This window comes from Dyella telluris (assembly GCF_014297575.1).
Taxonomy (GTDB): domain Bacteria; phylum Pseudomonadota; class Gammaproteobacteria; order Xanthomonadales; family Rhodanobacteraceae; genus Dyella; species Dyella telluris.
The window spans coordinates 403,085-424,617 of the sequence record NZ_CP060412.1 but is presented as its reverse complement, the minus strand read 5'-3'; the positions used below and the strand labels follow the sequence as shown (position 1 = coordinate 424,617).

Annotated in this window: 18 protein-coding genes, 1 pseudogene and 1 riboswitch; of the genes and pseudogenes, 7 read left to right on the top strand and 12 right to left on the bottom strand. The window is 64.7% G+C overall.

The genetic code is table 11. From position 1 onward, the window contains the following. Positions 1 to 196 precede the first annotated feature (196 nt). Positions 197 to 2,845: a M1 family metallopeptidase gene (locus H8F01_RS02085; RefSeq protein ID WP_187057439.1), complete on the top strand. Its 2,649-nt coding sequence runs from the start codon at positions 197 to 199 to the stop codon at positions 2,843 to 2,845. A gap of 62 nt (positions 2,846 to 2,907) precedes the next feature. Here the strand turns inward: H8F01_RS02085 and H8F01_RS02080 are convergent, their stop codons facing one another. The 5 genes and pseudogenes from H8F01_RS02080 to gcvP all read right to left on the bottom strand — a co-directional run bounded on the left by H8F01_RS02080 (position 2,908) and on the right by gcvP (position 9,875). Beyond that, positions 2,908 to 3,378, bottom strand: coding sequence for a hypothetical protein (locus H8F01_RS02080; protein WP_187057438.1), 471 nt, complete (start codon positions 3,376 to 3,378; stop codon positions 2,908 to 2,910). 185 nt (positions 3,379 to 3,563) lie between these two features. Beyond that, positions 3,564 to 4,901, bottom strand: a complete 1,338-nt coding sequence (locus H8F01_RS02075) for a carbohydrate-binding protein (protein WP_187057437.1) — start codon at positions 4,899 to 4,901, stop codon at positions 3,564 to 3,566. 584 nt (positions 4,902 to 5,485) lie between these two features. Then, positions 5,486 to 5,709, bottom strand: a pseudogene (locus tag H8F01_RS22005) (hypothetical protein); the annotation flags it as partial. 103 nt (positions 5,710 to 5,812) lie between these two features. After that, positions 5,813 to 6,748, bottom strand: coding sequence for an alpha/beta fold hydrolase (locus H8F01_RS02065; protein ID WP_222615713.1), 936 nt, complete (start codon positions 6,746 to 6,748; stop codon positions 5,813 to 5,815). A 235-nt stretch (positions 6,749 to 6,983) separates the two neighbouring features. Further along, positions 6,984 to 9,875: an aminomethyl-transferring glycine dehydrogenase gene (gene gcvP / locus H8F01_RS02060; protein ID WP_187057436.1), complete on the bottom strand. Its 2,892-nt coding sequence runs from the start codon at positions 9,873 to 9,875 to the stop codon at positions 6,984 to 6,986. 68 nt (positions 9,876 to 9,943) lie between these two features. After that, positions 9,944 to 10,050: riboswitch (glycine riboswitch) on the bottom strand. Between the two features lie 339 nt (positions 10,051 to 10,389). On the opposite strand from gcvP, the gene H8F01_RS02055 reads away from it, so the two are divergent. Together H8F01_RS02055 and H8F01_RS02050 are read left to right on the top strand one after the other, a co-directional pair. After that, a complete protein-coding gene (locus H8F01_RS02055) occupies positions 10,390 to 10,809 on the top strand; it encodes a VOC family protein (protein ID WP_187057435.1) in 420 nt (139 codons plus the stop codon). A 199-nt stretch (positions 10,810 to 11,008) separates the two neighbouring features. Further along, positions 11,009 to 11,302 (top strand): GYD domain-containing protein, encoded by a 294-nt coding sequence (locus H8F01_RS02050; protein WP_187057434.1) that lies wholly within the window; start codon positions 11,009 to 11,011, stop codon positions 11,300 to 11,302. A 70-nt stretch (positions 11,303 to 11,372) separates the two neighbouring features. Here the strand turns inward: H8F01_RS02050 and H8F01_RS02045 are convergent, their stop codons facing one another. From H8F01_RS02045 to H8F01_RS02025, 5 genes are read right to left on the bottom strand one after another with little or no spacing between them, the layout of a single operon-like run. Further along, positions 11,373 to 11,972, bottom strand: coding sequence for a cytochrome c3 family protein (locus tag H8F01_RS02045; RefSeq protein WP_187057433.1), 600 nt, complete (start codon positions 11,970 to 11,972; stop codon positions 11,373 to 11,375). Positions 11,973 to 11,974: 2 nt separating this feature from the next. Continuing rightward, the gene (locus tag H8F01_RS02040) at positions 11,975 to 12,535 is read right to left on the bottom strand and encodes a nitrate reductase cytochrome c-type subunit (protein ID WP_222615712.1); all 561 of its coding nucleotides are present in this window, start codon (positions 12,533 to 12,535) and stop codon (positions 11,975 to 11,977) included. An 11-nt stretch (positions 12,536 to 12,546) separates the two neighbouring features. Next, positions 12,547 to 15,048 (bottom strand): periplasmic nitrate reductase subunit alpha, encoded by a 2,502-nt coding sequence (napA, locus tag H8F01_RS02035; protein ID WP_238481112.1) that lies wholly within the window; start codon positions 15,046 to 15,048, stop codon positions 12,547 to 12,549. Beyond that, the gene (locus tag H8F01_RS02030; RefSeq protein WP_187057432.1) at positions 15,045 to 15,341 is read right to left on the bottom strand and encodes a chaperone NapD; all 297 of its coding nucleotides are present in this window, start codon (positions 15,339 to 15,341) and stop codon (positions 15,045 to 15,047) included. The genes napA and H8F01_RS02030 overlap by 4 nt, the downstream gene beginning before the upstream one ends. Positions 15,342 to 15,369: 28 nt before the next feature. Then, positions 15,370 to 15,519, bottom strand: a complete 150-nt coding sequence (locus H8F01_RS02025; protein WP_187059104.1) for a nitrate reductase — start codon at positions 15,517 to 15,519, stop codon at positions 15,370 to 15,372. A 337-nt stretch (positions 15,520 to 15,856) separates the two neighbouring features. On the opposite strand from H8F01_RS02025, the gene H8F01_RS02020 reads away from it, so the two are divergent. Then, positions 15,857 to 16,276, top strand: a complete 420-nt coding sequence (locus H8F01_RS02020) for a molybdopterin-dependent oxidoreductase (protein ID WP_187057431.1) — start codon at positions 15,857 to 15,859, stop codon at positions 16,274 to 16,276. Between the two features lie 63 nt (positions 16,277 to 16,339). Here H8F01_RS02020 and H8F01_RS02015 read toward each other — a convergent pair whose 3' ends face one another. Further along, positions 16,340 to 17,770, bottom strand: a complete 1,431-nt coding sequence (locus H8F01_RS02015) for an aldehyde dehydrogenase family protein (protein ID WP_187057430.1) — start codon at positions 17,768 to 17,770, stop codon at positions 16,340 to 16,342. Between the two features lie 303 nt (positions 17,771 to 18,073). Continuing rightward, entirely contained in the window at positions 18,074 to 18,913 is an 840-nt protein-coding gene (fdhD, locus tag H8F01_RS02010) for a formate dehydrogenase accessory sulfurtransferase FdhD (RefSeq protein WP_187057429.1), read from the bottom strand. A gap of 171 nt (positions 18,914 to 19,084) precedes the next feature. Here fdhD and H8F01_RS02005 point away from each other — a divergent pair, with 171 nt between their 5' ends. The 3 genes from H8F01_RS02005 (at position 19,085) to modA (ending at position 21,529) form a co-directional block, all read left to right on the top strand. Beyond that, on the top strand, positions 19,085 to 20,347 hold the full coding sequence (locus H8F01_RS02005; RefSeq protein WP_187059103.1) for a molybdopterin molybdotransferase MoeA: 1,263 nt from the start codon (positions 19,085 to 19,087) through the stop codon (positions 20,345 to 20,347). Next, positions 20,344 to 20,685, top strand: a complete 342-nt coding sequence (locus tag H8F01_RS02000) for a DUF7009 family protein (protein WP_187057428.1) — start codon at positions 20,344 to 20,346, stop codon at positions 20,683 to 20,685. Before H8F01_RS02005 ends, H8F01_RS02000 begins: the two co-directional genes overlap by 4 nt. 64 nt (positions 20,686 to 20,749) lie before the next feature. Next, positions 20,750 to 21,529, top strand: a complete 780-nt coding sequence (modA, locus tag H8F01_RS01995) for a molybdate ABC transporter substrate-binding protein (protein ID WP_238481110.1) — start codon at positions 20,750 to 20,752, stop codon at positions 21,527 to 21,529. Positions 21,530 to 21,533 lie beyond the last annotated feature (4 nt).

Sequence of the window (21,533 nt, the reverse complement as noted above, 5' to 3'; positions counted from 1 at the left end):
CAGAAGAGCCCCGCGTTGCGGGGCTTTTTTGTGGACGAAGGGGAGTGCGGGGTGGTTCGCTTCGATCGGCAAGGGCACTGGATGCCCGGCCGCACCATGACTTCCGGGCCATACCAGCGTCGGCCCTCACACAGCACCATCGACCAGATACGCGTCAACACGGGCCGCACCGGCCTCGTCAAACTGGGGATAAAACATGCGAATTCGCTTGGCTTCCGCCATTGCGCTGGCTTTGGCTGGCCTCTCGTCCGTCGGTTCCGCCATCGCGCTGGATGCGCCCGCTTCGGCGCAGGCGCCCACGCAGCTTCCGCGCGACGTGCGCCCGACCCACTATGACGTCTCGGTGGTGCCGCACGCCTCCACGCTGAGCTTCGACGGCAAGGTGGTGGTGGACGTGGACGTGCTGGAAGCCACGCGCAGCATCACGCTCAACGCCATCGACCTGCGCTTCTCGGCGGTGACGCTGGCGCCGGCCACGGGCAAGGGCACGTTCAAGGCCAAGGTGGCGGTGGACGACAAGGCGCAGACCGCCACGTTCACCTTCGACAAGCCCGTTCCCGCCGGCAGCTACAAGCTGGCCATGAGCTACACCGGCAAGATCGGCACGCAGGCCAACGGCCTGTTCGCCATCGATTACGACAGCAAGGACGGCAAGAAGCGCGCGGTGTACACGCAGTTCGAGAACTCCGACGCGCGCCGCTTCATCCCGTCGTGGGATGAGCCCAATTACAAGGCGACATTCGACCTCACCGCCACGGTGCCGTCCGAGCAGATGGCCGTGAGCAACATGCCGGTGGCCTCGAAGAAGGACGTGGGCCATGGCCTGAGCCAGGTGACGTTCCAGTCGTCGCCGAAGATGTCGACCTACCTGCTGTTCTTTGGCGCCGGTGATTTCGACCGCGTCACCACCAGCGAAGACGGCACCGAGATCGGCGTAATCACGCAGAAGGGCCTCTCCGCGCAGGGTGCCTTCACGCTGGAATCGGGCAAGGCGGTGCTGAAGGAATACAACGACTACTTCGGCACGAAGTTCCCGCTGCCCAAGCTGGACAACGTGGCTTCGCCCGGCAGCAGCCAGTTCTTCTCCGCGATGGAGAACTGGGGCGCCATCTACACCTTCGAATATGCCTTGCTGCTGGACCCGTCCATCTCCACGCTGCAGGACAAGCAGAACGTGTTCGGCACCGCCGCGCACGAAATGGCGCACCAGTGGTTCGGTGACCTGGTGACCATGCGCTGGTGGGACGACCTGTGGCTCAACGAGGGCTTCGCCTCGTGGATGGCCTCGCGCACCACCGCGCGCCTGCATCCGGAATGGAACACCAAGCTGGGTGACGGCGTGGGTTCGCGCGAAACGGCCATGGCCCGCGACGCCGTGGCGACCACGCATCCGGTGGTGCAGCACATTGAAACGGTGGATCAGGCCAGCCAGGCCTTCGATGCCATTACCTACTCGAAGGGTGAGTCGGTGATCCGCATGCTCGAAGCCTATGTGGGCGAAGACACCTGGCGCACCGGCGTGCGCGATTACATCAAGGCCCACGCCTACGGCAATGCGGTGTCCGACGACCTGTGGCGTTCGATGGATGAAGCGGCGCCGGGCAAGCAGATCACCACCATCGCGCACGACTTCACGCTGCAGCCGGGCATCCCGCTGATCCGCGTGGAAACGAGCACGTGCAGCAAACACACCACCACGATCAAGCTGACCCAGGGCGAGTTCACCCGCGATCGCCCGGACAAGCAGCCGCTGCGTTGGCATGTGCCAGTCATTGCGCAGGCAGCTGGCGGCAAGGCGGTGAGCGCCGTTGTCGATGGTGAGGCCACGTTGACCGTGCCGGGTTGCGGCACGCTGCTGGTGAACGCCGGGCAGACCGGTTACTACCGCACGCTCTACACGCCGGCGCAGTTCGCCGCGATCAAGAAGGACTTCGCCAAGATTGCGCCGATCGACCAGATGGGCGTGATGGGTGACACCTGGGCGCTGGGCATGGCAGGCCTGCGTCCGGCGTCGGACATCCTCGACCTGGCCAAGGCCACGCCGGTGGATGCCGATCCGCAGATCTGGGACGAGATGGCCGGCGACCTGTCGGGCCTGGATGCTTATTACCGCGGTGATGCGAAGCGCCAGGCCGCGTTTCGTGCCTTCGCGGTCAAGCAGCTCGATCCGGTGTTCCAGCGCGTGGGCTGGGAAGCCAAGCCGGGCGAAAGCGTGCCGACCACCATCCTGCGCACGCACCTGATCTCGGTGCTGTCGGGGTTGGACGATCAGGCCGTGGTGGCTGAAGCGCGTCGTCGCTACGCAGCACAGGCGACCGATCCCAAGGCCGTGCCCGCAGCGCTGCGCAAGACCATCCTTGCTGTAGTGGCACGTCACGCGGATGCCGCCACCTGGGACAAGCTGCACGCCGAAGCCAAGGCCGAGAAGACGCCGCTGGTGAAGGATCGCCTGTACGGCCTGCTGGCTTCCGCCCAGGACCAGGCACTGGCCCAGCGCGCGCTGGATCTGGCCCTCACCGACGAGCCGGGTGCCACCAACAGCGCGGGCATGATCAGCAGCGTGTCGCGCCAGCATCCGGAACTGGGTTTCGATTTCGCCCTGGCGCACCGCGAGCAGGTCGACAAGCTGGTCGACAGCAGCTCGCACAGCCGTTACTACCCGGCGCTCGGCAGCAGTTCGTTCAACCCGGCCATGGTCGACAAGATCAACGCCTATGCGAACCAGTACCTCGATGCGGGTTCGCGTCGCGACGCCGAAACCGCCGTGGCCAACGTGAAGTACCGCATCATGGTGCGCAACGAACGCCTGCCGGACGTGGATGCGTGGCTGTCGAAGAACGGTTGATGCCTCGCCGCTAGATACACTGGCCGGAACGGAAAAGGCCCCGCTCAGCGGGGCCTTTTTTCTTAGGCGCAATCCTGCCCGGGGTCGTGGTCATCGTCGTCATCCTCGTCGCTGACGAGCCTGATGGTCTTGCCGTTGTCCAGGCGCAGCTCGCCGTCTTCCATTGCTTCATTGTCGGCATCGGCGGTGGTGAATACGGCGATCACCAAGCCCGAGCCGCGCGTGCCGCGCACGCGGAAGCCGAAGGCGTCGTCACGCGGGTCGTCGCCGGTGGCGCTGAGGTCCAGCGAGGTGTGTTCGATCGTGCCGATGCAGCGCTGGATCACCGGGTGCGCGTTCATGGCGGCGGTGGCCTGGTCTTCGAACAGGTTCCAGCCCCACCAGGCAAAGCCGCCGACCATGAGCACCACGCCAAGGACCACACCCAGCGCGACGCCCAGCCAGAGTGGAAACGCGCGGCGCGGCTTCGGCGCTGCCGGCGTGGAGGGCGCGGGAATCGGCGGCGGAGCGGGGAAGGGTGCGGGTCCTTGCATGATGTGCGTCACTGGCGGCAAAGGAAGGGCGGAGCCGCGTCCTTGTGTGCGACTCCGGACGTGAGTGTGCAATAGATCGGCGACGGATGCGCGCAGTGCGGATGGCCGCACGTACAAAGAAAACGGGCGCTGCGTTGCGCAGCGCCCGTGGTCAGGTGAAAGGTAAGCAGCGTCAGGTACCCGGCTTACCTTCCCAGATCGCTGAGGAAACGCTTGGTGTACTGCAGTGGCGTGCTGCTGGGCACGGAATTGCAGGTGGCCGAGGCATAGCTCTGGCTGCACGGCGTGTCGCGGTCAAGCGACCAGAAGTGGATCCCCGCAAGGCCGTTGGCGACGGCATAGCTGGTGATGGTGTCGGCGTTGGCGATGCTGAAATTCTCACTCGTGGCATCGTTCATGCCGATCATCGGCGTGAGCTCGATCTTGTTGGGCGAAATGCCGTAGGTGTGTTCGAGGTTGATCGCTGCCTGGATGGCCGACTGGCCCATGTCGCAGCTGCTGCCCGAGACCACGCACAGGTAAGAGGCAGCGGAGGAGCCGTAATCCATCGTCATCAGGTTGATGGTGTAGTTGGTGAGCGACGACGCCTTGATCGCCTGCACCACCATGTCGCCCAGGCTGTTCACGCCACCGTAGCTGCCATCGGACGCGCCAAGCGTGGCAAGCGTGAAGGAGAAGCGCAGGTTGGGATACAGCGACTGGCCGTACACCGCCGCGGCGACAAGATTGTTGATGGTGGCCTGCGACTGGCCGCCTTCAATGTCGAAGTCTACGCCCACCATTTGCGGCGACATGTAGCGCGACAGGAAGGTGGCGAAATTCGCGGTGCTGCCGCAGGTAAAGCTGCCGGCCTGGCCACCCGTGGAAACGACGTACTGCACGCCCGCGGCGGACAGCGCTGGAATGTTGGCGCTGGCGAAGCTGGCACCGGCGACGCCACCCCAGTTTTCGCTGCCGCATTCACCCGTGGCGAAGGCCAGGGTAATGGCGCCGAGGTTGGTGACGTAGTTGGACTTGAGACTGCCGCTGCCTACCACCGGAATCGACGAGCCCGTCGCTGCGGCGGTCTGCATCGTGTCGGTGTTCCAGTTGAGGTTGATGGTGACGTCCTTGTACGGGCTGAACAGCAGGCTGGAACCCGTGCCCGGCGGATTGGTCGTGCCACCCCCGGTCGTGCCGCCGCCCGTGGTGCCGCCACCACCGGTGCTGCCGCCACCGGACGAGCCGCCCGTGCACGCGCCCTGCGAGGTCCACGGTTGGCCCGAGCCCGATCCGCCATTGTTGGTGGCCGGGTCATTGCCCTGTGTCCACCAGTTGGCGACGTAGTTGGTTCCGTTCTCGCTGGCCGTCATGCCGCCGGTATAGACGGCCGTGGCACTCCACGCAGCAGCGCAGGTGGCCTGCGCGTGTGCGGCCTGCATGGGGGCAAACGTCAACAGGCTCATGGCCATGGCGCCACCGGCGGTGGTGCCGATGGCGTTGAGGGCGGTGCGTAGCCAGACAACCGAGTTCTTCAAGCGCATGGAAGGATCTCCGGGTTGTGTTGCGTGACTAAAGCGGAAGGTATCCGTGGCGAACGGCCGTCGTCCGTGGCGTGGTCCCCTGTGGTCGGCATCCCTGCCTGCCGCGGCGTGCCGGTGCCGTGGCCATGTCATCTGCTTGTCCTTTCATGACAACGTTGTCTCCATCGGACACGCCAAACTGTGACGGCCGTAGGGAAAATGAAACGCGGATGTCATCAGCGGGAAAGCCCGTTTATGTGGCGCAATGCAGCGTCTTTTGGCGTGATTTTTTGCGAATAGCCGTGTGTACATGGCCAGGAGGTGATGTGACGCAATGCTGCGATGCGTCTAGACCGATTCAGACGTCTGGACGTCTCTCAGATTGGCGTAGGACTTTTCTGACAACGTTGTCCAGATCCTGTGGCCCGGATGGAGCGCAGCGGGAATCCGGGATGTGTCATTCACACAACCGGTGAGTCAGCGAGTGCGAGCTGTGTTTCCGCACGGCCATCCCCGGATTCCCGCTGCGCTCCATCCGGGCTACGGGGCGCATGAAAAAGGGCCCCTTGCGGGGCCCTTTTTTGATGCATCGATACCGGAGCGCGTTACGCCACGTTCGGTTCGCTGAAGGCTTCGATCTCGCCCTTGAACGCTTCCACCGGCACGCAGCTGCAGAACACATTCTTGTCGCCGTAGACGTTGTCCACGCGGGCCACCGGTGACCAGTACTTCTGGAAGTGCAGGCTGGGCAGCGGGAAGGCGGCCAGTTCGCGCGGGTAGGCGTGGGTCCACTCGGAAGCCGATCCATCTCGGCGGTGTGCGGGGCGTGCGTGCTCATCGCTACATGATGGCGGCTAAATTGCCGACCTCGGGATGACATGCCAGTACACGGAGAGGCACCCCGAGACCATGGCGGAAACTTCGAGTCAGTGTCACGCGTAGCGCATCACTTGTTCCAGAAGAAGCGCGCTAAAGCGGGTGTGCCTTTCAATGTCGGGAAAATGCCCGCAGTCTTTGAACGTGATGACTTTAGCGTGGGGAACCAAATGAAGCAGCGATAGTGGATCGGTCACTGTGTGTGATGGGTCGCCGCCGCCCCAGACCATCGTGCAAGGGGTTTTCATGTCGTCCATGGGTGGCATTGCTTCTCGGGTGAGGCCTTGAACCACACCTGCAAGGCAGAAGCACGCGCCGTGAGATATGGCATCCAGTGCACGCTCCCTAAAACTGGATACGTTGGCTGTACGCGGAAGCGCGGCGGGATACCAACGTGTAATGAGCTTTCTGCGGAACAGCCAGGTCGCGATCTGACCGACTATCGGGATGAGCAGCGGTCGCGGAATGATCCTCCCGACCCAGGCATGCATGGCCACCAGCGAAGGTGTCTGCGATAGCATCAAGCTGGTGACGCGGGCCGGTTCCATCCTTGCCGCATTCAATGCATAAAATCCGTTCGCGCAGCTAAATGCCAAGGTGGCGCTGCCAATCCCGAGGCTATCCATCACGCTCAGTATGAGTTGTGCGCCTTGGTTCAATGAATGCAAGTGCGAAGTGGCCGGGATCGAATAACCGAAGCCCGGCATGTCGAAACATATAACACGCACCTTGGACTCAAGCAGTCGGATCAAAGGGGCGCAGTGCTCAATGACGTTGGGGCCATCCGGGACCATGATCACCGAGGGTTTCGCGCTCTTTCCCGAGTCATACAGTCGGATTGAGCCAGCGGCGGTTTCAACAGTGCTAGTGGGCAACTGCTCCGTGTGATTGGCGGAGTGCGACCGCATCATATGTTCAGCCAATCTACTGTCCAGGCGTGAACCGAGCCCGGCAAAAGTACTTCCACCCAGAATTCTTCGCTTTCTCATCATGTGCGCAAAATCCTTTGCTCGCTTATGGCGTAGATGCTATCGACTATACGGACGTCGAAAAACACGGTTGGATTCGCTCAATGAAGGAATCGACCAATCCAGCCTGTCGGCGTGATCTGGTTCTTTAGATGGGGGTGATTGTTTGACGTGCCACCCGACCCGCGGAACTTTGGACGTAGAAATAGAAAGGGCCCCTTGCGGGGCCCTTTTTTGATGCATCTATTGCGGAGCGCGATTACGCCACGTTCGGCTCGCTGAAGGCTTCGATCTCGCCCTTGAACGCTTCCACCGGCACGCAGCTGCAGAACACGTTCTTGTCGCCGTAGACGTTGTCCACGCGGGCCACCGGCGACCAGTACTTCTGGAACTTCAGGCTGGGCAGCGGGAAGGCAGCGAGCTCACGCGGGTAGGCGTGGGTCCACTCGCTGGCCGACACCATCACGGCGGTGTGCGGGGCGTGCTTGAGCGGGTTGTCTTCGCGATCGAGCTTGCCTTCGTCCACAGCGCGGATTTCGTCGCGGATCTGGATCATCGCGTCGATGAAGCGATCGAGCTCGTACTGCGATTCGCTTTCGGTCGGCTCGACCATCAGCGTGCCGGCCACCGGGAAGCTCAGCGTCGGGGCGTGGAAGCCGAAGTCGATAAGGCGCTTGGCCACGTCTTCCGCACCGATGCCGGTGGCGTCCTTGAGCGGGCGCAGGTCGAGGATGCACTCATGCGCCACCAGGCCGTTGCGGCCGGTGTAGAGCGTCTCGTAGTGCGGCGCCAGGCGCTTGGCGATGTAGTTGGCGTTGAGCAGGGCCACCTGGGTGGCGCGGCGCAGGCCGGCGGCGCCCATCATGGTGATGTACATCCAGCTGATCGGCAGGATGGAGGCCGAGCCGAAGCTGGCGGCCGAGACCATGCCCACGTCGCCTTCGCCGCCGAACGTACGCGGCAGGAACGGCGCGAGGTGCGACTTGACCGCACACGGGCCCACGCCCGGGCCGCCACCGCCGTGCGGGATGCAGAAGGTCTTGTGCAGGTTGAGGTGCGAGACGTCCGAACCCCACTTGCCCGGCTTGGCCACGCCAACCAGCGCATTCATGTTGGCGCCGTCGGTGTACACCTGGCCGCCGTGCTCATGCACGATCTCGCAGATCTTGACGATGTCTTCCTCGAACACGCCGTGCGTGGACGGGTAGGTGATCATCAGGGCAGCAAGGCGGTCGCTGAACTTCTCGGCAGCGCGCTGGATGTCGGCCACGTCCACGTTGCCGTTCGCGTCGCACTTGGTCACCACCACCTGCATGCCGCACATCTGCGCGGAAGCGGGGTTGGTGCCGTGCGCGGATTCAGGGATCAGGCAGATGTCGCGATGGCCCTGGCCGCGCGAGCGGTGGTAGGCGCGGATGGCGAGCAGGCCGGCGTATTCGCCCTGCGCGCCGGAGTTCGGCTGCAGGCTGACGGCGTCATAGCCGGTGCACTCGACCAGCATGGCTTCCAGCTCGTCGATCAGCTGCTTGTAGCCAACGGCCTGGTCGGCCGGCGCCAGCGGATGGATGTTGGCGAATTCCGGCCACGTCACCGGGATCATTTCGGCGGTGGCGTTGAGCTTCATGGTGCAGCTGCCCAGCGGGATCATGGTGCGATCCATCGCCAGATCCTTGTCGGCCAGCGAACGCATGTAGCGCAGCAGCTCGTGCTCGCTGTGGTGCGTGTTGAACGCCGGATGGGTCAGGAACTTGGTGGTGCGCACCAGCTGCGGCGGCAGGGCGTCGTGCACGCTGGCATCGAGTGCGTCGATGTCGGTGATCTTGGCGCCGAACACTTCCGTCAGGGCGATGACGTCGGCGCGGGTGGTGGTTTCGTCCAGGGCAACGCCAACGCTGTTCGCATCGATGGCGCGCAGGTTGAAGCCGGCAGCGCGGGCCTTGGCGTGCAGCGCGGCGGCGTCCACGCCGGTGACGTGCAGGGTGTCGAAGAAGTGCGTGTTGGCGGCGATGCCGGCCTGGCGCAGCGACACGAACAGGATCGAAGCCAGGCGATGCACGCGGCGGGCGATGCGGGTCAGGCCTTCCGGACCGTGGTACACGGCATACATGCTCGCCATCACGGCCAGCAGCACCTGCGCGGTACAGATGTTGGACGTGGCCTTCTCGCGGCGGATGTGCTGCTCGCGCGTCTGCAGCGTCAGGCGGTAGGCCGGCTTGCCTTCGGCGTCGATGGACACGCCGATCAGGCGGCCCGGCATGGAGCGCTTGTAGCTGTCGCGGCAGGCCATGAAGGCGGCGTGCGGGCCGCCGAAGCCGAACGGCACGCCGAAGCGCTGGGTGTTGCCCACCACGATGTCGGCGCCCCATTCACCCGGCGCGGCGATCAGCGTCAGCGCGAGCAGGTCGGTGGCCACGCAGACCACGCCGTGGCGCTTGTGGACGGCATCGGCCAGCGCCTTGTAGTCGTTGATCTGGCCGAAGGTGTTGGGGTACTGCAGCAGTACGCCGTAGCTGTCGACCGTGGTCGCATCGCTGTCGTCGCCGATGTGCAGGTCGATGCCCATGGCCTCGGCGCGGGTCTTGATCACTTCCAGCGTCTGCGGATGCACGGCGTTGGAAACGAAGAACACGTTGGACTTGGACTTGGCCGAACGCTTGGCCAGCGTCATGGCTTCGGCGGCGGCGGTGCCTTCATCGAGCAGGGACGCGTTGGCGATCTCCATGCCGGTGAGGTCGGCGCACATGGTCTGGAAGTTGATCAGCGCTTCCATGCGGCCCTGCGAGATTTCCGCCTGGTACGGCGTATAGGCCGTGTACCACGCCGGGTTCTCCAGGATGTTGCGCAGGATGACGTTCGGGGTCAGCGTGCCGTAGTAGCCTTGGCCGATGAAGCTCTTGAGCACCTGGTTCTTGTCGGCGATGGCGCGGATCTTGGCGATCGCTTCCACTTCGCTGATCGGCGAGGGCAGGGCCAGCGGGGCCGGCGACTTGATCTTGCCCGGCACGATGGCGTCGGTCATCGCTTCCAGCGATTCGTAGCCCAGCAGCGCCAGCATGGTGGCGATTTCTGCTTCGTTGGGGCCGATATGACGCTCGATGAAGGCGTCGTGGTGCTCGAGGTCGCGCAGGGAAGGATTGGCGTTCTGACTCATGGCAGGGGCATCCGGAGTGACAATGGAAGAGCGGGGCCGTAAACGGCCGAACGTGCAAGCCGCACGCAAAGCGCCCCTCTGTCCTTTTGCCTGAGAGTTTGGAAGACCGGGCGGGTGACCCGGGCCTCGTGCCCCTTCGGCGCCGGATTGAACCGGTCTCTCCAGAGTGTTGATGCGGGTGATGGTCTGGGGCCTGAGCGATTACGGGCGTTTGCGCCTTCGGCAGCGGTTCGCACCGCTTCTCCCACCACACGCTAATTGACGATTATAAGGTGCCTTGGCCGCGTTTGCCTCCCCGACGGGCCATGGCTTCAGCCACGGTGCGGCCCTGGTCTCAAAGGACTTAAGATCGCGAGCCATCCCATCGCCCGTCATTCCCGCGAAGGCGGGAATCCAGTGCCTTTCCATGCCACCGCAGAAAGGAAAAGGCGCTGGGTCCCCGCCTTCGCGGGGATGACGAGCCAACTGCCCGGTTGATCGAGCCTCTCGAGAAGACCATCTACGGAGCCTCCCCATGTCCCAGCCCCCGTTCCAACTGGCCCGGATCGACCATGTGGTACTACGCGTGGCCGACATGGATGCCATGCGGCGCTTCTATTGCGACGTACTGGGCTGCCGGGAGGAACGCCGGCAGGACGAGATCGGCCTGGTACAGCTGCGTGCCGGCGACTCCCTGATTGACCTGGTGGCACTGGACGGCAAGCTCGGCCGGCTGGGTGGCGCGGGTCCGGGCCAGCAGGGCCACAACATGGATCACCTGTGCCTGCAGGTGGAGGGCTATGACGAAGCCGCCATCGTGGCCCACCTCAAGGCCCATGGCGTACGCGTGGGCGAGATCGGCTCGCGCTACGGAGCCAGGGGCGAAGGGCCGTCCATCTACCTGTACGACCCGCAGGGCAACATGGTCGAGCTGAAGGGGCCGCCGAGGGCCTGAAGCTCCCGGTTTGCCGGCTTCACCTGCCGCTCGCGAGGCCGTGCCTATAGTCGCCGACCGTTGGACCCGGCGGCGTGGATGCCCTGCCACCGGTGGTGCCCCGTCCCCGGCAAGGCGCAGCCTGGCGTTCCGGGGCAGGCGCAGTGTCTGTACCGCCCACCGTTCCACTCTCACGCTGGATCCAGACAGGAGAACGAGCATGGCGACGTACATCACGTTGACGCACCTGACCGAGCAAGGCATGCGGTCAATCAAGGACACCACCAAGCGCGCCGAGGCGCTGCAGGCGGTCGCCGGGAAGTTCGGCGCCAAACTCAGGGACGTCTACTGGACGTTCGGTCAGTACGACATCGTGACCATTATCGATGCCCCCGATGAGCAGTCCGCCGTGGCCTTTGGCCTGACCATCAGCGCCGCGGGAAATACGCGGTCCGAACTGTTGCGCGCGTTCACCGGCGCGGAGATGCAGTCGGTGCTGGGCAAGATGGGTTAGCCAACGCTTTCCCGGGCAGACCAGACCCAACGCGTCGGGTCTGGTCTCTCGTGGACGGTGGTGGCAGCGGTCAGCCCTGCGGGATCCCGGTCATGTCAGGCAGGTGATGCGCGATGCCCTTGTGGCAGTCGATGCAGGTTTTCTCGCCGGTGCCCAGCCACCGCTTGTGAATGGCCGCCGCACGCTCGGATTGCCGCGTCAGGTCCATCGACGTGTAGTTGTGGCAGTTGCGGCATTCCAGTGAGTCGTTGGCCTTCAGTCGGGCCCATTCGTGCTCGGCCAGCTCCAGGCGGTGGTCGAGGAATTTTTCGCGCGTGTCGACCGTGCCGAAGATCTTGCCCCACACCTCTTTGGATGCCTGCATCTTGCGGGCGATCTTGTCCGTCCAGTTGTGCGGCACGTGGCAGTCGGGGCAGGTGGCGCGCACGCCGGAGCGGTTGGTGTAGTGGATGGTGGTTTTCAGCTCCTGGAACACGTTGTCGCGCATTTCATGGCAACCCGTGCAGAACGCTTCCGTGTTGGTCATCTCAAGGCCGGTGTTGAACGCGCCCCAAAACAGCACGCCGGCTATGAACCCACCCAGTGTGAGGAAGCCCAGGCTGTAGTGCACGCTGGGTTTGCGAACGGTCTGCCACAGGGCGACGAGCCAGCGCTTGAGTCGCTGCCACATGGTCAGTTCGCCTTCTTGTCGTGTTCTTCGGACAGGATGGTGTCGATGTCCTTGAAGTTGTTGGCGACCAGTGTCTTGGCGTCGGTCTGCACTACGTGGCACTGGTTGCAGAAATAGCGGCGCGGCGAAATGGTGGCCAGGAACTGGTCGTTGCGATCCATGTAGTGGGTCACGCTGACCGGCGGCGCCTGGAATTTGTCCGCGTTGGCGCGCGAGTGGCACAGCAGGCAGCGGTTGGAGTTCTTGTCGATCTGGTAGTTGTCGATGGAGTGCGGAATGGTCGGCGGCTGCATCGGGTAGGCCCGGTTGCGCTTGACGTCCGTGTTTTCCACGTGAGCCATCAGCGGCGGGGCGATTTCCTGATTGATGGCGGCGCCCCGGCGGATGGCGTCGATCTGGTCAGCAGCCGGGGCCGGTTCGGCCGACCCCGGGGTGGCCGGTTGGGTGAGGGCACTCGCGGTGACGCGTGGCTCGGGCGTGGACTTGCGACCCACGGCGAAGCCGATGACAGCCGCCACGCAGACCACCACGGCCGCGATGATGATGAGGGACTTGTCGCGCATGGCTGGTTCTCCTAGACGGCCACGACCCGGACGGCGCACTTCTTGTAGTCGGTCTGTTTGGAGATGGGATCGGTCGCGTCCAGCGTCACCTTGTTGATCAGCTGGCCGGCATCGAACCACGGTACGAACACCAGGCCCTGCGGCGGGCGATTGCGGCCACGCGTCTCCACCCGCGAACGCATTTCGCCGCGACGCGAGATCACCTTTACTTCATCGCCGCGTTTGAGTCCGCGCGCACGGGCGTCATCGGGGTTCATGAAAACGACGGCCTCGGGGAACGCGCGATAAAGCTCGGGCACGCGCATGGTCATCGAGCCGGAGTGCCAGTGTTCAATCACGCGGCCGGTGGACAGCCACAGGTCGTATTCCTTGTCCGGCATCTCGGCGGGCGGCTCGTAGGGCAGGGCCCAGATCACCGCGCGACCGTCGGGGTTGCCGTAGAACTGGAAGTCGGTGCCCGCCTTGACGTACGGGTCGGAGCCTTCGTGATAGCGCCAGCGCGTTTCCTTGCCGTTGACCACGGGCCAGCGCAGGCCGCGCGCCTTGTGATAGTCGTCGAACGGCGCCAGGTCGTGGCCGTGGCCACGGCCAAACGTGGCGTATTCCTCGAACAGGCCCTTCTGCACGTAGAACCCGAAGGCAGCCGTTTCGTCGTTGTCGTAGCCCGCTTCCATCTCCGTGGCGGGGAACTTGTCCACGTTGCCGTTGCGAAACAGCACGTCGAACAGGGTCTTGCCCTTGAATTGCGGATTGGCGGCAAGGATGTCCGCCGGCCACGCTTCGTCGGTGGTGAAGCGCTTGGAGAACTCCATCAGCTGCCAGAGATCCGAACGGGCCTGCCCTGGCGCTTTCACCAGCTGGTGCCAGAACTGCGTGCGGCGTTCGGCGTTGCCATAGGCGCCTTCCTTCTCCACCCACATGGCGGCAGGCAGGATCAGGTCGGCCGACTGCGCGGTGACGGTGGGGTAGGCATCGGACACCACGATGAAGTTGCGCGGGTCGCGATAACCCAGGTAGGTCTCCTGCATCAGGTTGGCGCCGGCCTGCACGTTGTTGTTGCACTGGACCCAGTACGCGTTGAGCTTGCCGTCGCGCAGCATGCGGTTCTGCTGTACCGCGTGGTAGCCGGCCTTGGGCTGGATGATGCCGTGCGGGATCTTCCAGATGTCTTCGGCGTGCTTGCGGTGCTCGGGGTTGGTCACCACCATGTCGGCGGGCAGTCGGTGGCTGAACGTGCCCACCTCGCGCGCGGTGCCGCAGGCCGATGGCTGGCCGGTCAGCGAGAACGGGCTGTTACCTGGCGTGGAGATCTTGCCGGTGAGCAGGTGCAGGTTGTAAACCATGTTGTTGGCCCACACGCCGCGCGTGTGCTGGTTGAAGCCCATGGTCCAGAACGACACGACCTTGGTGTTGGGGTCGGCATAAAGCTCGGCCAGTTTCTCCAGCCAGCCTTTTTCCACGCCGGTCATTTCCACCGCTTTTTCCAGCGTGTAAGGCTTGACGAAGGCGGCGAACTGATCGAAGTCGATCACCTCGCTGGCATTGGGGTCCTTCGCGTTCTTCGCATTCACCTCCAGCGGGTTGTCCGGGCGCAGGCCGTAGCCGATGTCGGTAACGCCGCGCTTGAAACTGGTGTGCTTGGTGACGAAGTCCTTGTTCACGCGCCCGGTCTGGATGATGTGGTTGGCGATGTAGTTGAGGATCACCAGGTCCGTCTGTGGCGTGAACACAATGGGGATATCCGCCAGCTCGAAGCTGCGATGTTCGAACGTGGACAGCACTGCCACTTTCACATTGAGGTTGGACAGGCGGCGATCGGTCACGCGCGTCCACAGGATGGGATGCATCTCCGCCATGTTCGAGCCCCACAGTACGAAGGCGTCGGTGGCTTCGATGTCGTCATAGCAACCCATCGGCTCGTCCATGCCGAAGGTACGCATGAAGCCCATCACGGCCGATGCCATGCAGTGGCGTGCGTTCGGGTCAAGGTTGTTGCTGCGGAAGCCGCCCTTGAACAGCTTGTTGGCGGCGTAGCCCTCCCACACCGTCCACTGGCCGGAGCCGAACATGCCGACGTACTCGGGGCCTTTCTCCTTCAGTACGCGCTTGAACTGCTGGGCCATCACGTCGAAGGCCTCATCCCACGACACTTCGGTGAAGGTGCCGTCCTTGGCGTAGACACCATCTTTTTTGCGCAGCATCGGGGCGGTGAGGCGATCCGCTCCATACATGATCTTGGAAAGGAAGTAGCCCTTCACGCAGTTGATGCCGCGATTGACCTCGGCCAGCTGGTCGCCGTGCGTGGCCACCACGCGGCCGTCCTTCACCGCCACGTTGACGCCGCAACCGGTGCCGCAGAAACGGCAGGGCGCCTTGCTCCACTTGAGCTGGGTCAGGTCGCCCTCGAGCAGCACATTGGTGGCACTGGCGGGCAGCGCGAGGCCGGCCACATTCGCCGCGACCGCAATGGCGGTGTTGCGGATGAATTCCCGTCGGGTCAGGGGCAGTGTCATGCGTCGGCTCCTTGGGGCGATGCGCCCGTTACCATCACGTCGTCCATGACGGCGTGTGGCTCCACGTGGTGGTAGATCAGCGATACGTTGATGACGCCGGGCAGGGCTTCCAGGGCGTCGATAAGGTTCATCACTGCCCGCTGGCTGTCGGTTTCGCACACCATCACGCAGCGGCTGTCGCCCTGTGCGGCGATGTCCAGGGCGGCGTGATCGTCGACGAAGGACTTCAGTGCTTCGATGGCGTCGGGCCTGTGCAGCACGACCAGGCTGGAAATATGGTGTTCATCCCGCATGGCGTTCCTCGAGGGGGAAGCGTGGGACTCAGACATGGGGTGGCCCGCTGACGAACATCTGCCAGAACCACACGGCAAAGCCGAAGGCGGCAATGAACAAGACCGACAGTGCCGGAAACAGCACGAGCAGCAGCAGGAAAGTGGTGCGTTCCTGTTTGCGCGTACCTATGTTGTTCATGGGTTCCACGCGCACCTCCTTCCTGCAGGACGGCTCTACCCAGATCTGCGCGATAAACTAAACCGGCATGTCCCCCGGACCACTGACATGGATCAGCCCAGCCGTCGCTGGTGGCGATGGCCGGCAAAGCATGCTTCGATGCATGCTCGTTCGAGTCTACGCGCCGCTGATTTTCGTCGCCATGAAGGCGTTGTGAATTACCGTAATGAAGGAACCGGACATGAAGAAGCGGACAGGGTCGTTGTTCTACTTAAGTAGTTTTGTGCTGACTGCGTGTCTGATGTTTGCCGCGCACGCGGCAGATGCGCCAATGGCGGTCCCGGGTTCAGGGGTGCAGGTGTCAGCGCCCGACAACCCCGGGCTGCGGCTGGATGCGAAGGCGCTGGCTGGCATGGCCCATGAGGAAGTCACCGCATCGGCCCACGACGAGCCTGCGAGTCAGTGGCGAGGCGTGAAGCTGGACGAGGTGCTGGCCAAGGTGGGTGTGTCGCTGGACAAGCCGCTGCGCGGGAAGTCGCTGGCGACCTTCGTGCGCGTTACCGGCGCCGATGGTTATCAGGTCGTGTTCGGGCTGGCTGATCTCGACGCCACGCTGGGACACACCCAGGTATTGCTGGTCGATACGCGTGATGGCAAACCGCTGGACAAGGATGGGCCCTTCCGCCTGCTGGTGCCTGGCGACAAGCGTCCCGCGCGGTGGGTGCGCAACGTAACCACTATCGAAGTGGTGGACGGTGGTACTACCCGTCGGCCCTGACGGACGCGCCAGCGAGCAGGCGAGCGGATGGGCGATCATGAAGACCGGCCATCCGCCACCCGGTTACATCACGCCGCCGGGAATGGACTTCCACTCCAGGAACTCGCCGATGCCCTCGTGGCCAAATTCCCGGCCGTTGCCGGAAGCCTTGTATCCGCCGAAGGGGGCCGAGAGATCGATATGGGCGGCATTGATCTGCACGGCTCCCGCGCGAATGCGGCGGGCCACGCGCAGGGCGCGTGCCGCGTCGCCTGACCAGACATAGCCGGCAAGGCCGTATGGCGTGTCGTTGGCGATGGCGATGGCGTCCTCTTCCGTGTCGTAAGGAATCATGACCAGCACGGGGCCGAAGATTTCCTCGCGGGCAATCGCCATGTCGTTGGACACATCCGCAAAAATGGTTGGTCTGGCGTAGAAACCCCTGGCGAGGGACGCTGGTCGACCCGGGCCGCCGGCGATCAGGCGGGCGCCTTCGTTGATGCCTTTGTCGATCATCTGCTGCACATGCTCGTACTGCGCGCGATGGGCAATGGGCCCAAGCTTGGATGCGGGATCCCTGGGCGGGCCGACCTGCAGCGCATGGGCGGTGTTGGCGGCGATGACGGTGGCTTCCTGGTATGTCGCGCGGGGAACCAGCATGCGCGTGGGGGCGACGCAGGTCTGGCCGGAGTTGGACATGCAGGTGAGGACACCCGCAGAGATGGCCGCGGGCAGCTCGGCATCGTCAAGGACGATGAAGGGCGACTTGCCGCCCAGCTCCTGGGTCACGCGCTTGACGGTGGGCGCCGAATTCACGGCGACGTCGATGCCGGCCCGGGTGGACCCGGTAATGGAGATCATGGCGACATCAGGGTGGCGCGCCATGGCGGTGCCGACCACGGGGCCCAGGCCAAACACCATGTTGAACACACCGGCCGGCACGCCGGCATCGTGCAGTACATCGGCCAATAGCCGCGCGCTCAGCGGGGTGACTTCCGAGGGCTTGAGCACGACCGTGCAGCCGGCGGCCAGGGCCGGCGCCAGTTTGGCCACGATCTGGTTCAGGGGCCAGTTCCAGGGCGTGATGAGCGCGGCCACGCCGATGGGTTCGCGTACAAGCAGGGTTTGTTCCTGGGCATGCTCGAACGCAAAGGATCGCAGGGCTTTCAAGGTCAGCCGGAAGTGCGCCAGACCCATGGCGGCCTGCAGTTCATGACTCAGCGGCAGCGGGCATCCCATTTCGGTGCAGACCGCTTCGGCCAGATCGTCGAAGCGCGCCTGGTAGGCGTCGACGATGCGTTCGAGCAGGGCGATGCGCTCGGCCTGGCTGGTCTGGGACCAGCTGGCCAGCGCCTTGCGTGCGGCACTGACCGCGCGGTCGACATCCGCCTCGCCACCCATGGCGAGCTTGCCGATGGGGGCTTCCGTGGCGGGATCGATCACATCCATCAGGGTGGCGCCGGGAGCGGGGGACGCCCAGCGGCCGTCGATGTAGAACGTGTCCAGTGTGAGCATGGGTTTTCCGTGGGTTTGACCTGATCGCCGTCGGTCGGAATGGGCATCGAGGCAGGCGCGCGATATCCGATCCCAGGCAGGGATTGGCTTCGATGTTTCGGGAAGGGATATCCAGCCATGAACGGCGCGCACACTTCGATGGCCGCGCGCAGCAAGGGATTGGGAGTGATCTTCCGCTCGTGGGGCAGGCCTTGCCTTACCGCACGTCAGGTGAAGCGCCGGATTCGCTCACTGCGGCGGTATGGCGACGAAAAGTGGCCACCCCGGTCTGTCGGCAGGGGGCGTTTCCTGCCGGGTTACCGCCTAGGCAGTGGTGCCGGGCAGTAGCCGGTCGGGATGCGTGTAGATGTTGTGGCTGCCGGGCCGCGTGAAGCCGACCAGGGTGATGCCGGCGCTGCGGGCGAGTTCGACGGCCAGCGCGGTGGGCGCGGAAATGGCCGCCACCAGGCTGATGCCCGCGCTGGTGGCCTTGGTGACCATTTCGTAGCTGGCGCGGCTGGTCACCAGGGCAAAGCCGGTATCGACATCGATGTCCGCGCGCCGAATGGCGCCGATCAGCTTGTCCAGCGCGTTGTGGCGCCCGACATCCTCGCGCACGACCAGGATGTGGCCTTCCGTGTCGGCCCACGCCGCGGCATGGACGGCGCCCGTGGCGAGGTTCATCGGTTGACCATCCTTCAGTTCGCGCAGCGCCTGCTCCAGTGCCTCGCGCGACAGCCGGGGGCCGGCGCCTACCGCACCGTCATGGCGTATGGCGTTCTCCAGGTCGCGCGTGCCGCAGATGCCGCAACCGCTGCGACCGGGCAGCAGTCGCTCGCGTTCCTTGTCCAGATGCGCGCCGGGGGCGTTGTCGGTCACCTTGATTGCCAGCTCGATGCCTTCCAGCAACGGGTGGATTTCCAGCTGCAACAACTGCGAGGCGTCGGTGATCAGGCGCTCGGTGAGCGAGAAGCCCAGGGCGAAATCGTCAAGGTCGTGTGGCGAGGCCATCATCACGGCGAAGGTCGCGCCGTTGTAGACCATGGCGACGGGGACTTCCTCGGCGACGAAGTCCTCGTCATGCGTGGAGACGCCATCACGCCAGCGGTCGACGGACCGCACGGCGTAGCCTCGGGAGGTTTCTTCGCGCTCGGGCGTGGTCACTCGGTTCCTCCGGCGAAGGCGGCATGGCGTCGCATGGTCACGGGACAAGAGCCATCCCGGTCGACGCCTCGCATCGTATCAATGTCGCTTGAACCCTTGCATGTCACGGCGACCGCGCCGAGCATGTCCGCACGGATTTCCTCCCGCCCGACGCCCCAGGCCCAGCCACGCATGATCTCCTACGCCGACGCCCTGCACGAACTCCTGCAACACGTCAGGCGTCTGGACGCGGTGTCCTGTCCGGTGGGCGAGTCTCTTGGCAGGGTGTTGGCCTGCGATGTGGCCAGCCCGATGGACCTGCCCTCATTCGACCACTCGGCGATGGACGGTTATGCACTGCACGCAGCCACCCCGTTGGCGGCAGGTTCCGAGCATGCCGTGCACGGCTCCCAGGCGGCCGGCGACGCAAGCCAGGCTTCCGGCGGTGGCGCGTGGGAGATCATGACGGGTGCGCGGCTGCCGCACGGGCTCGATGCCGTGGTGCCGGTGGAACGCACCGAGTTGCTCGAACGCCGGGCGGATGGCTCGCCCGCCCGCATCCGTCTGCTGGACACCCTGATGCCGGCGGCCAACGTGCGCTATGCCGGCAGCGATGTCGCCAAGGGAGCGCTGGTTGCCGCCGCGGGTACCCGCATCGAGGCGAACCACATCATGCTGTTGGCGGCGCTGGGCATCGCCAGCGTGACGGTGGTGCGTGCGCCGCGCGTCGCCATCGTCTGCACCGGCAAGGAACTGCAGCCCGACCCGGCCACGCCGCTGGGCGATGGCGAGATCTACGCCTCCAACGGCCCATATCTGGCCGCGGCCCTGGGCATGCTGGGCGCCACGGTGTTGTCCTGCGAAACCGTGGACGACACCGGGCCCACCTTTGTCAGCGCCGTGCAGCGTGCGCGCGGTGCCGGCGCCGACCTCATCGTGACCACCGGCGCCGTTTCCATGGGGCGCTATGACTTTGTGCCCGATGCCCTGGCGGAACTCGGTGCGCGCGTGCTGTTCCACAAGGTCGCCATTCGTCCGGGCAAGCCGCAGCTGGTCGCCGTGCTGGATGACGCGATGGTCTTCGCCTTGCCCGGCACACCCATGGCGGTAGGCGTGGGGTTGCGGTTCTTCATCACGCCGGTATTGCGCGCGATGCGCGGGCAGGGCCCCGAGCCGCAGTGGCACGCCATGCTCGATACGCCGCAGCAGCCCAAGCCGGGCCTGCGTCATTTCCTGCGCGCCAGCGTGAGCCAGGACGAAACCGGCCGCCTGCATGCGCAGGTGCTGGCCCAGCAGCAGCCGTTCCGCATCCAGCCGTTCTCGCAGGCCGGAGCCTGGGTGGTGCTGTCCGAAGAAGGCGGTGCGCTGGAGGCAGGGACGCGGGTGGTCGTTACCGGCCTGCATTCGGGCGCGCCATTTCCCGGCGTGCTCGATTCATCGGGAGTCGCATCATGAAATTGCAGATTGAAGGGCAGAAGTTGCGCGTGCGCATTGGCGAAGAAGAGCTGGCCACCTTGTTGACCGGCCAGCCGGTGGTGCTGCACACGCGCTTTACGCACACCATGTCGCTGTCCTGCACTGTGCGTGCGGTGGCAGGAGCGGCGGCGCGCTTCAGTGGGCAGCCGGACGCCTGGTCGATCGACCTGCCCGAAGCCTCGGTGCGCGAGCACGCAGCCGTGCTGCCCACGCGCGACGGACTCAGCTTCGAGCTGGAAAGCGGGGACGGCAAGCCGCTGACCCTGTTGTTCGACGTGGACGTGCGTGACAGCGTGCGCCATCGTCGCGCCAAATAGACACGTACACCGGCCACCTTGGGCTACTCTCGGCGCCTCTGCCCGGCCGGGTGAAAGGAGCGACATGATGAAGCGCCGTTGGTTGCAGGGCCTGCTGGCACTGGGAGTGGCGTGGGCCTCGTCGTCGATGGCCGCACCTGCCGACGAGCACATCACCGTTGCCGCAGCGGCGGACCTGCATCAGGCGATGGACGAAGTGGTCGCGGCCTATCGCCACGATCATCCCGCGAGCAAGGTCGACGTGGTGTACGGTTCCTCCGGAAATTTGCTGACCCAGATCGAGCAGGGGGCGCCGTTCGAGATCTTCTTCTCCGCCGACAGCAACTACCCGCAGCAGTTGGTGGAACACGGCAAGGCGGGCGGCACGCCGGTCCCTTATGCGCTGGGCCATCTGGTGATGTGGAGCGCCAGCATCGACATGCGGGGCGTGCAGGTGGCTGACCTGGCGCAGCCGCGCTTCGGCCGCATCGCCATCGCCAATCCGCAGCATGCGCCTTATGGCAAGCGGGCCGAGCAGGCGCTGCGCGCGGCAGGCGTGTGGGACAAAGTGCAGTCGCGCCTGGTGTTTGGCGACAACATTGGCCAGACCGCGCAGTTCGCGCAGAGCGGCAACGCGCAGGTGGGGCTGGTGGCCGAGTCGCTGGTGATCAACTCACCCGTCAAAGGCAGTTCCGCGCCGGTGCCGTCGTCGCTCTATGAGCCCTTGAAGCAGAGCTTCGTGATCACCCGGCGCGGTGCAGCCAATGCGCTGGCCAAGGACTTTGCCAGTTACGTGCAGGGCGGGCAGGGCAAGGCCATCCTGTCGCGCTACGGCTTCAACCTTCCCGTGGAAAACGCCCCCTGAGCCG

Coding starts and splice junctions, on each gene's coding strand:
- H8F01_RS02085 (WP_187057439.1), top strand. CDS start 197: ATGCGAATTCGCTTGGCTTCCGCCATTGCGCTGGCTTTGGCTGGCCTC.
- H8F01_RS02080 (WP_187057438.1), bottom strand. CDS start 3,378: ATGCAAGGACCCGCACCCTTCCCCGCTCCGCCGCCGATTCCCGCGCCC.
- H8F01_RS02075 (WP_187057437.1), bottom strand. CDS start 4,901: ATGCGCTTGAAGAACTCGGTTGTCTGGCTACGCACCGCCCTCAACGCC.
- H8F01_RS02065 (WP_222615713.1), bottom strand. CDS start 6,748: ATGATGAGAAAGCGAAGAATTCTGGGTGGAAGTACTTTTGCCGGGCTC.
- gcvP (WP_187057436.1), bottom strand. CDS start 9,875: ATGAGTCAGAACGCCAATCCTTCCCTGCGCGACCTCGAGCACCACGAC.
- H8F01_RS02055 (WP_187057435.1), top strand. CDS start 10,390: ATGTCCCAGCCCCCGTTCCAACTGGCCCGGATCGACCATGTGGTACTA.
- H8F01_RS02050 (WP_187057434.1), top strand. CDS start 11,009: ATGGCGACGTACATCACGTTGACGCACCTGACCGAGCAAGGCATGCGG.
- H8F01_RS02045 (WP_187057433.1), bottom strand. CDS start 11,972: ATGTGGCAGCGACTCAAGCGCTGGCTCGTCGCCCTGTGGCAGACCGTT.
- H8F01_RS02040 (WP_222615712.1), bottom strand. CDS start 12,535: ATGCGCGACAAGTCCCTCATCATCATCGCGGCCGTGGTGGTCTGCGTG.
- napA (WP_238481112.1), bottom strand. CDS start 15,048: ATGACACTGCCCCTGACCCGACGGGAATTCATCCGCAACACCGCCATT.
- H8F01_RS02030 (WP_187057432.1), bottom strand. CDS start 15,341: ATGCGGGATGAACACCATATTTCCAGCCTGGTCGTGCTGCACAGGCCC.
- H8F01_RS02025 (WP_187059104.1), bottom strand. CDS start 15,519: ATGAACAACATAGGTACGCGCAAACAGGAACGCACCACTTTCCTGCTG.
- H8F01_RS02015 (WP_187057430.1), bottom strand. CDS start 17,770: ATGCTCACACTGGACACGTTCTACATCGACGGCCGCTGGGCGTCCCCC.
- H8F01_RS02005 (WP_187059103.1), top strand. CDS start 19,085: ATGATCTCCTACGCCGACGCCCTGCACGAACTCCTGCAACACGTCAGG.
- H8F01_RS02000 (WP_187057428.1), top strand. CDS start 20,344: ATGAAATTGCAGATTGAAGGGCAGAAGTTGCGCGTGCGCATTGGCGAA.
- modA (WP_238481110.1), top strand. CDS start 20,750: ATGATGAAGCGCCGTTGGTTGCAGGGCCTGCTGGCACTGGGAGTGGCG.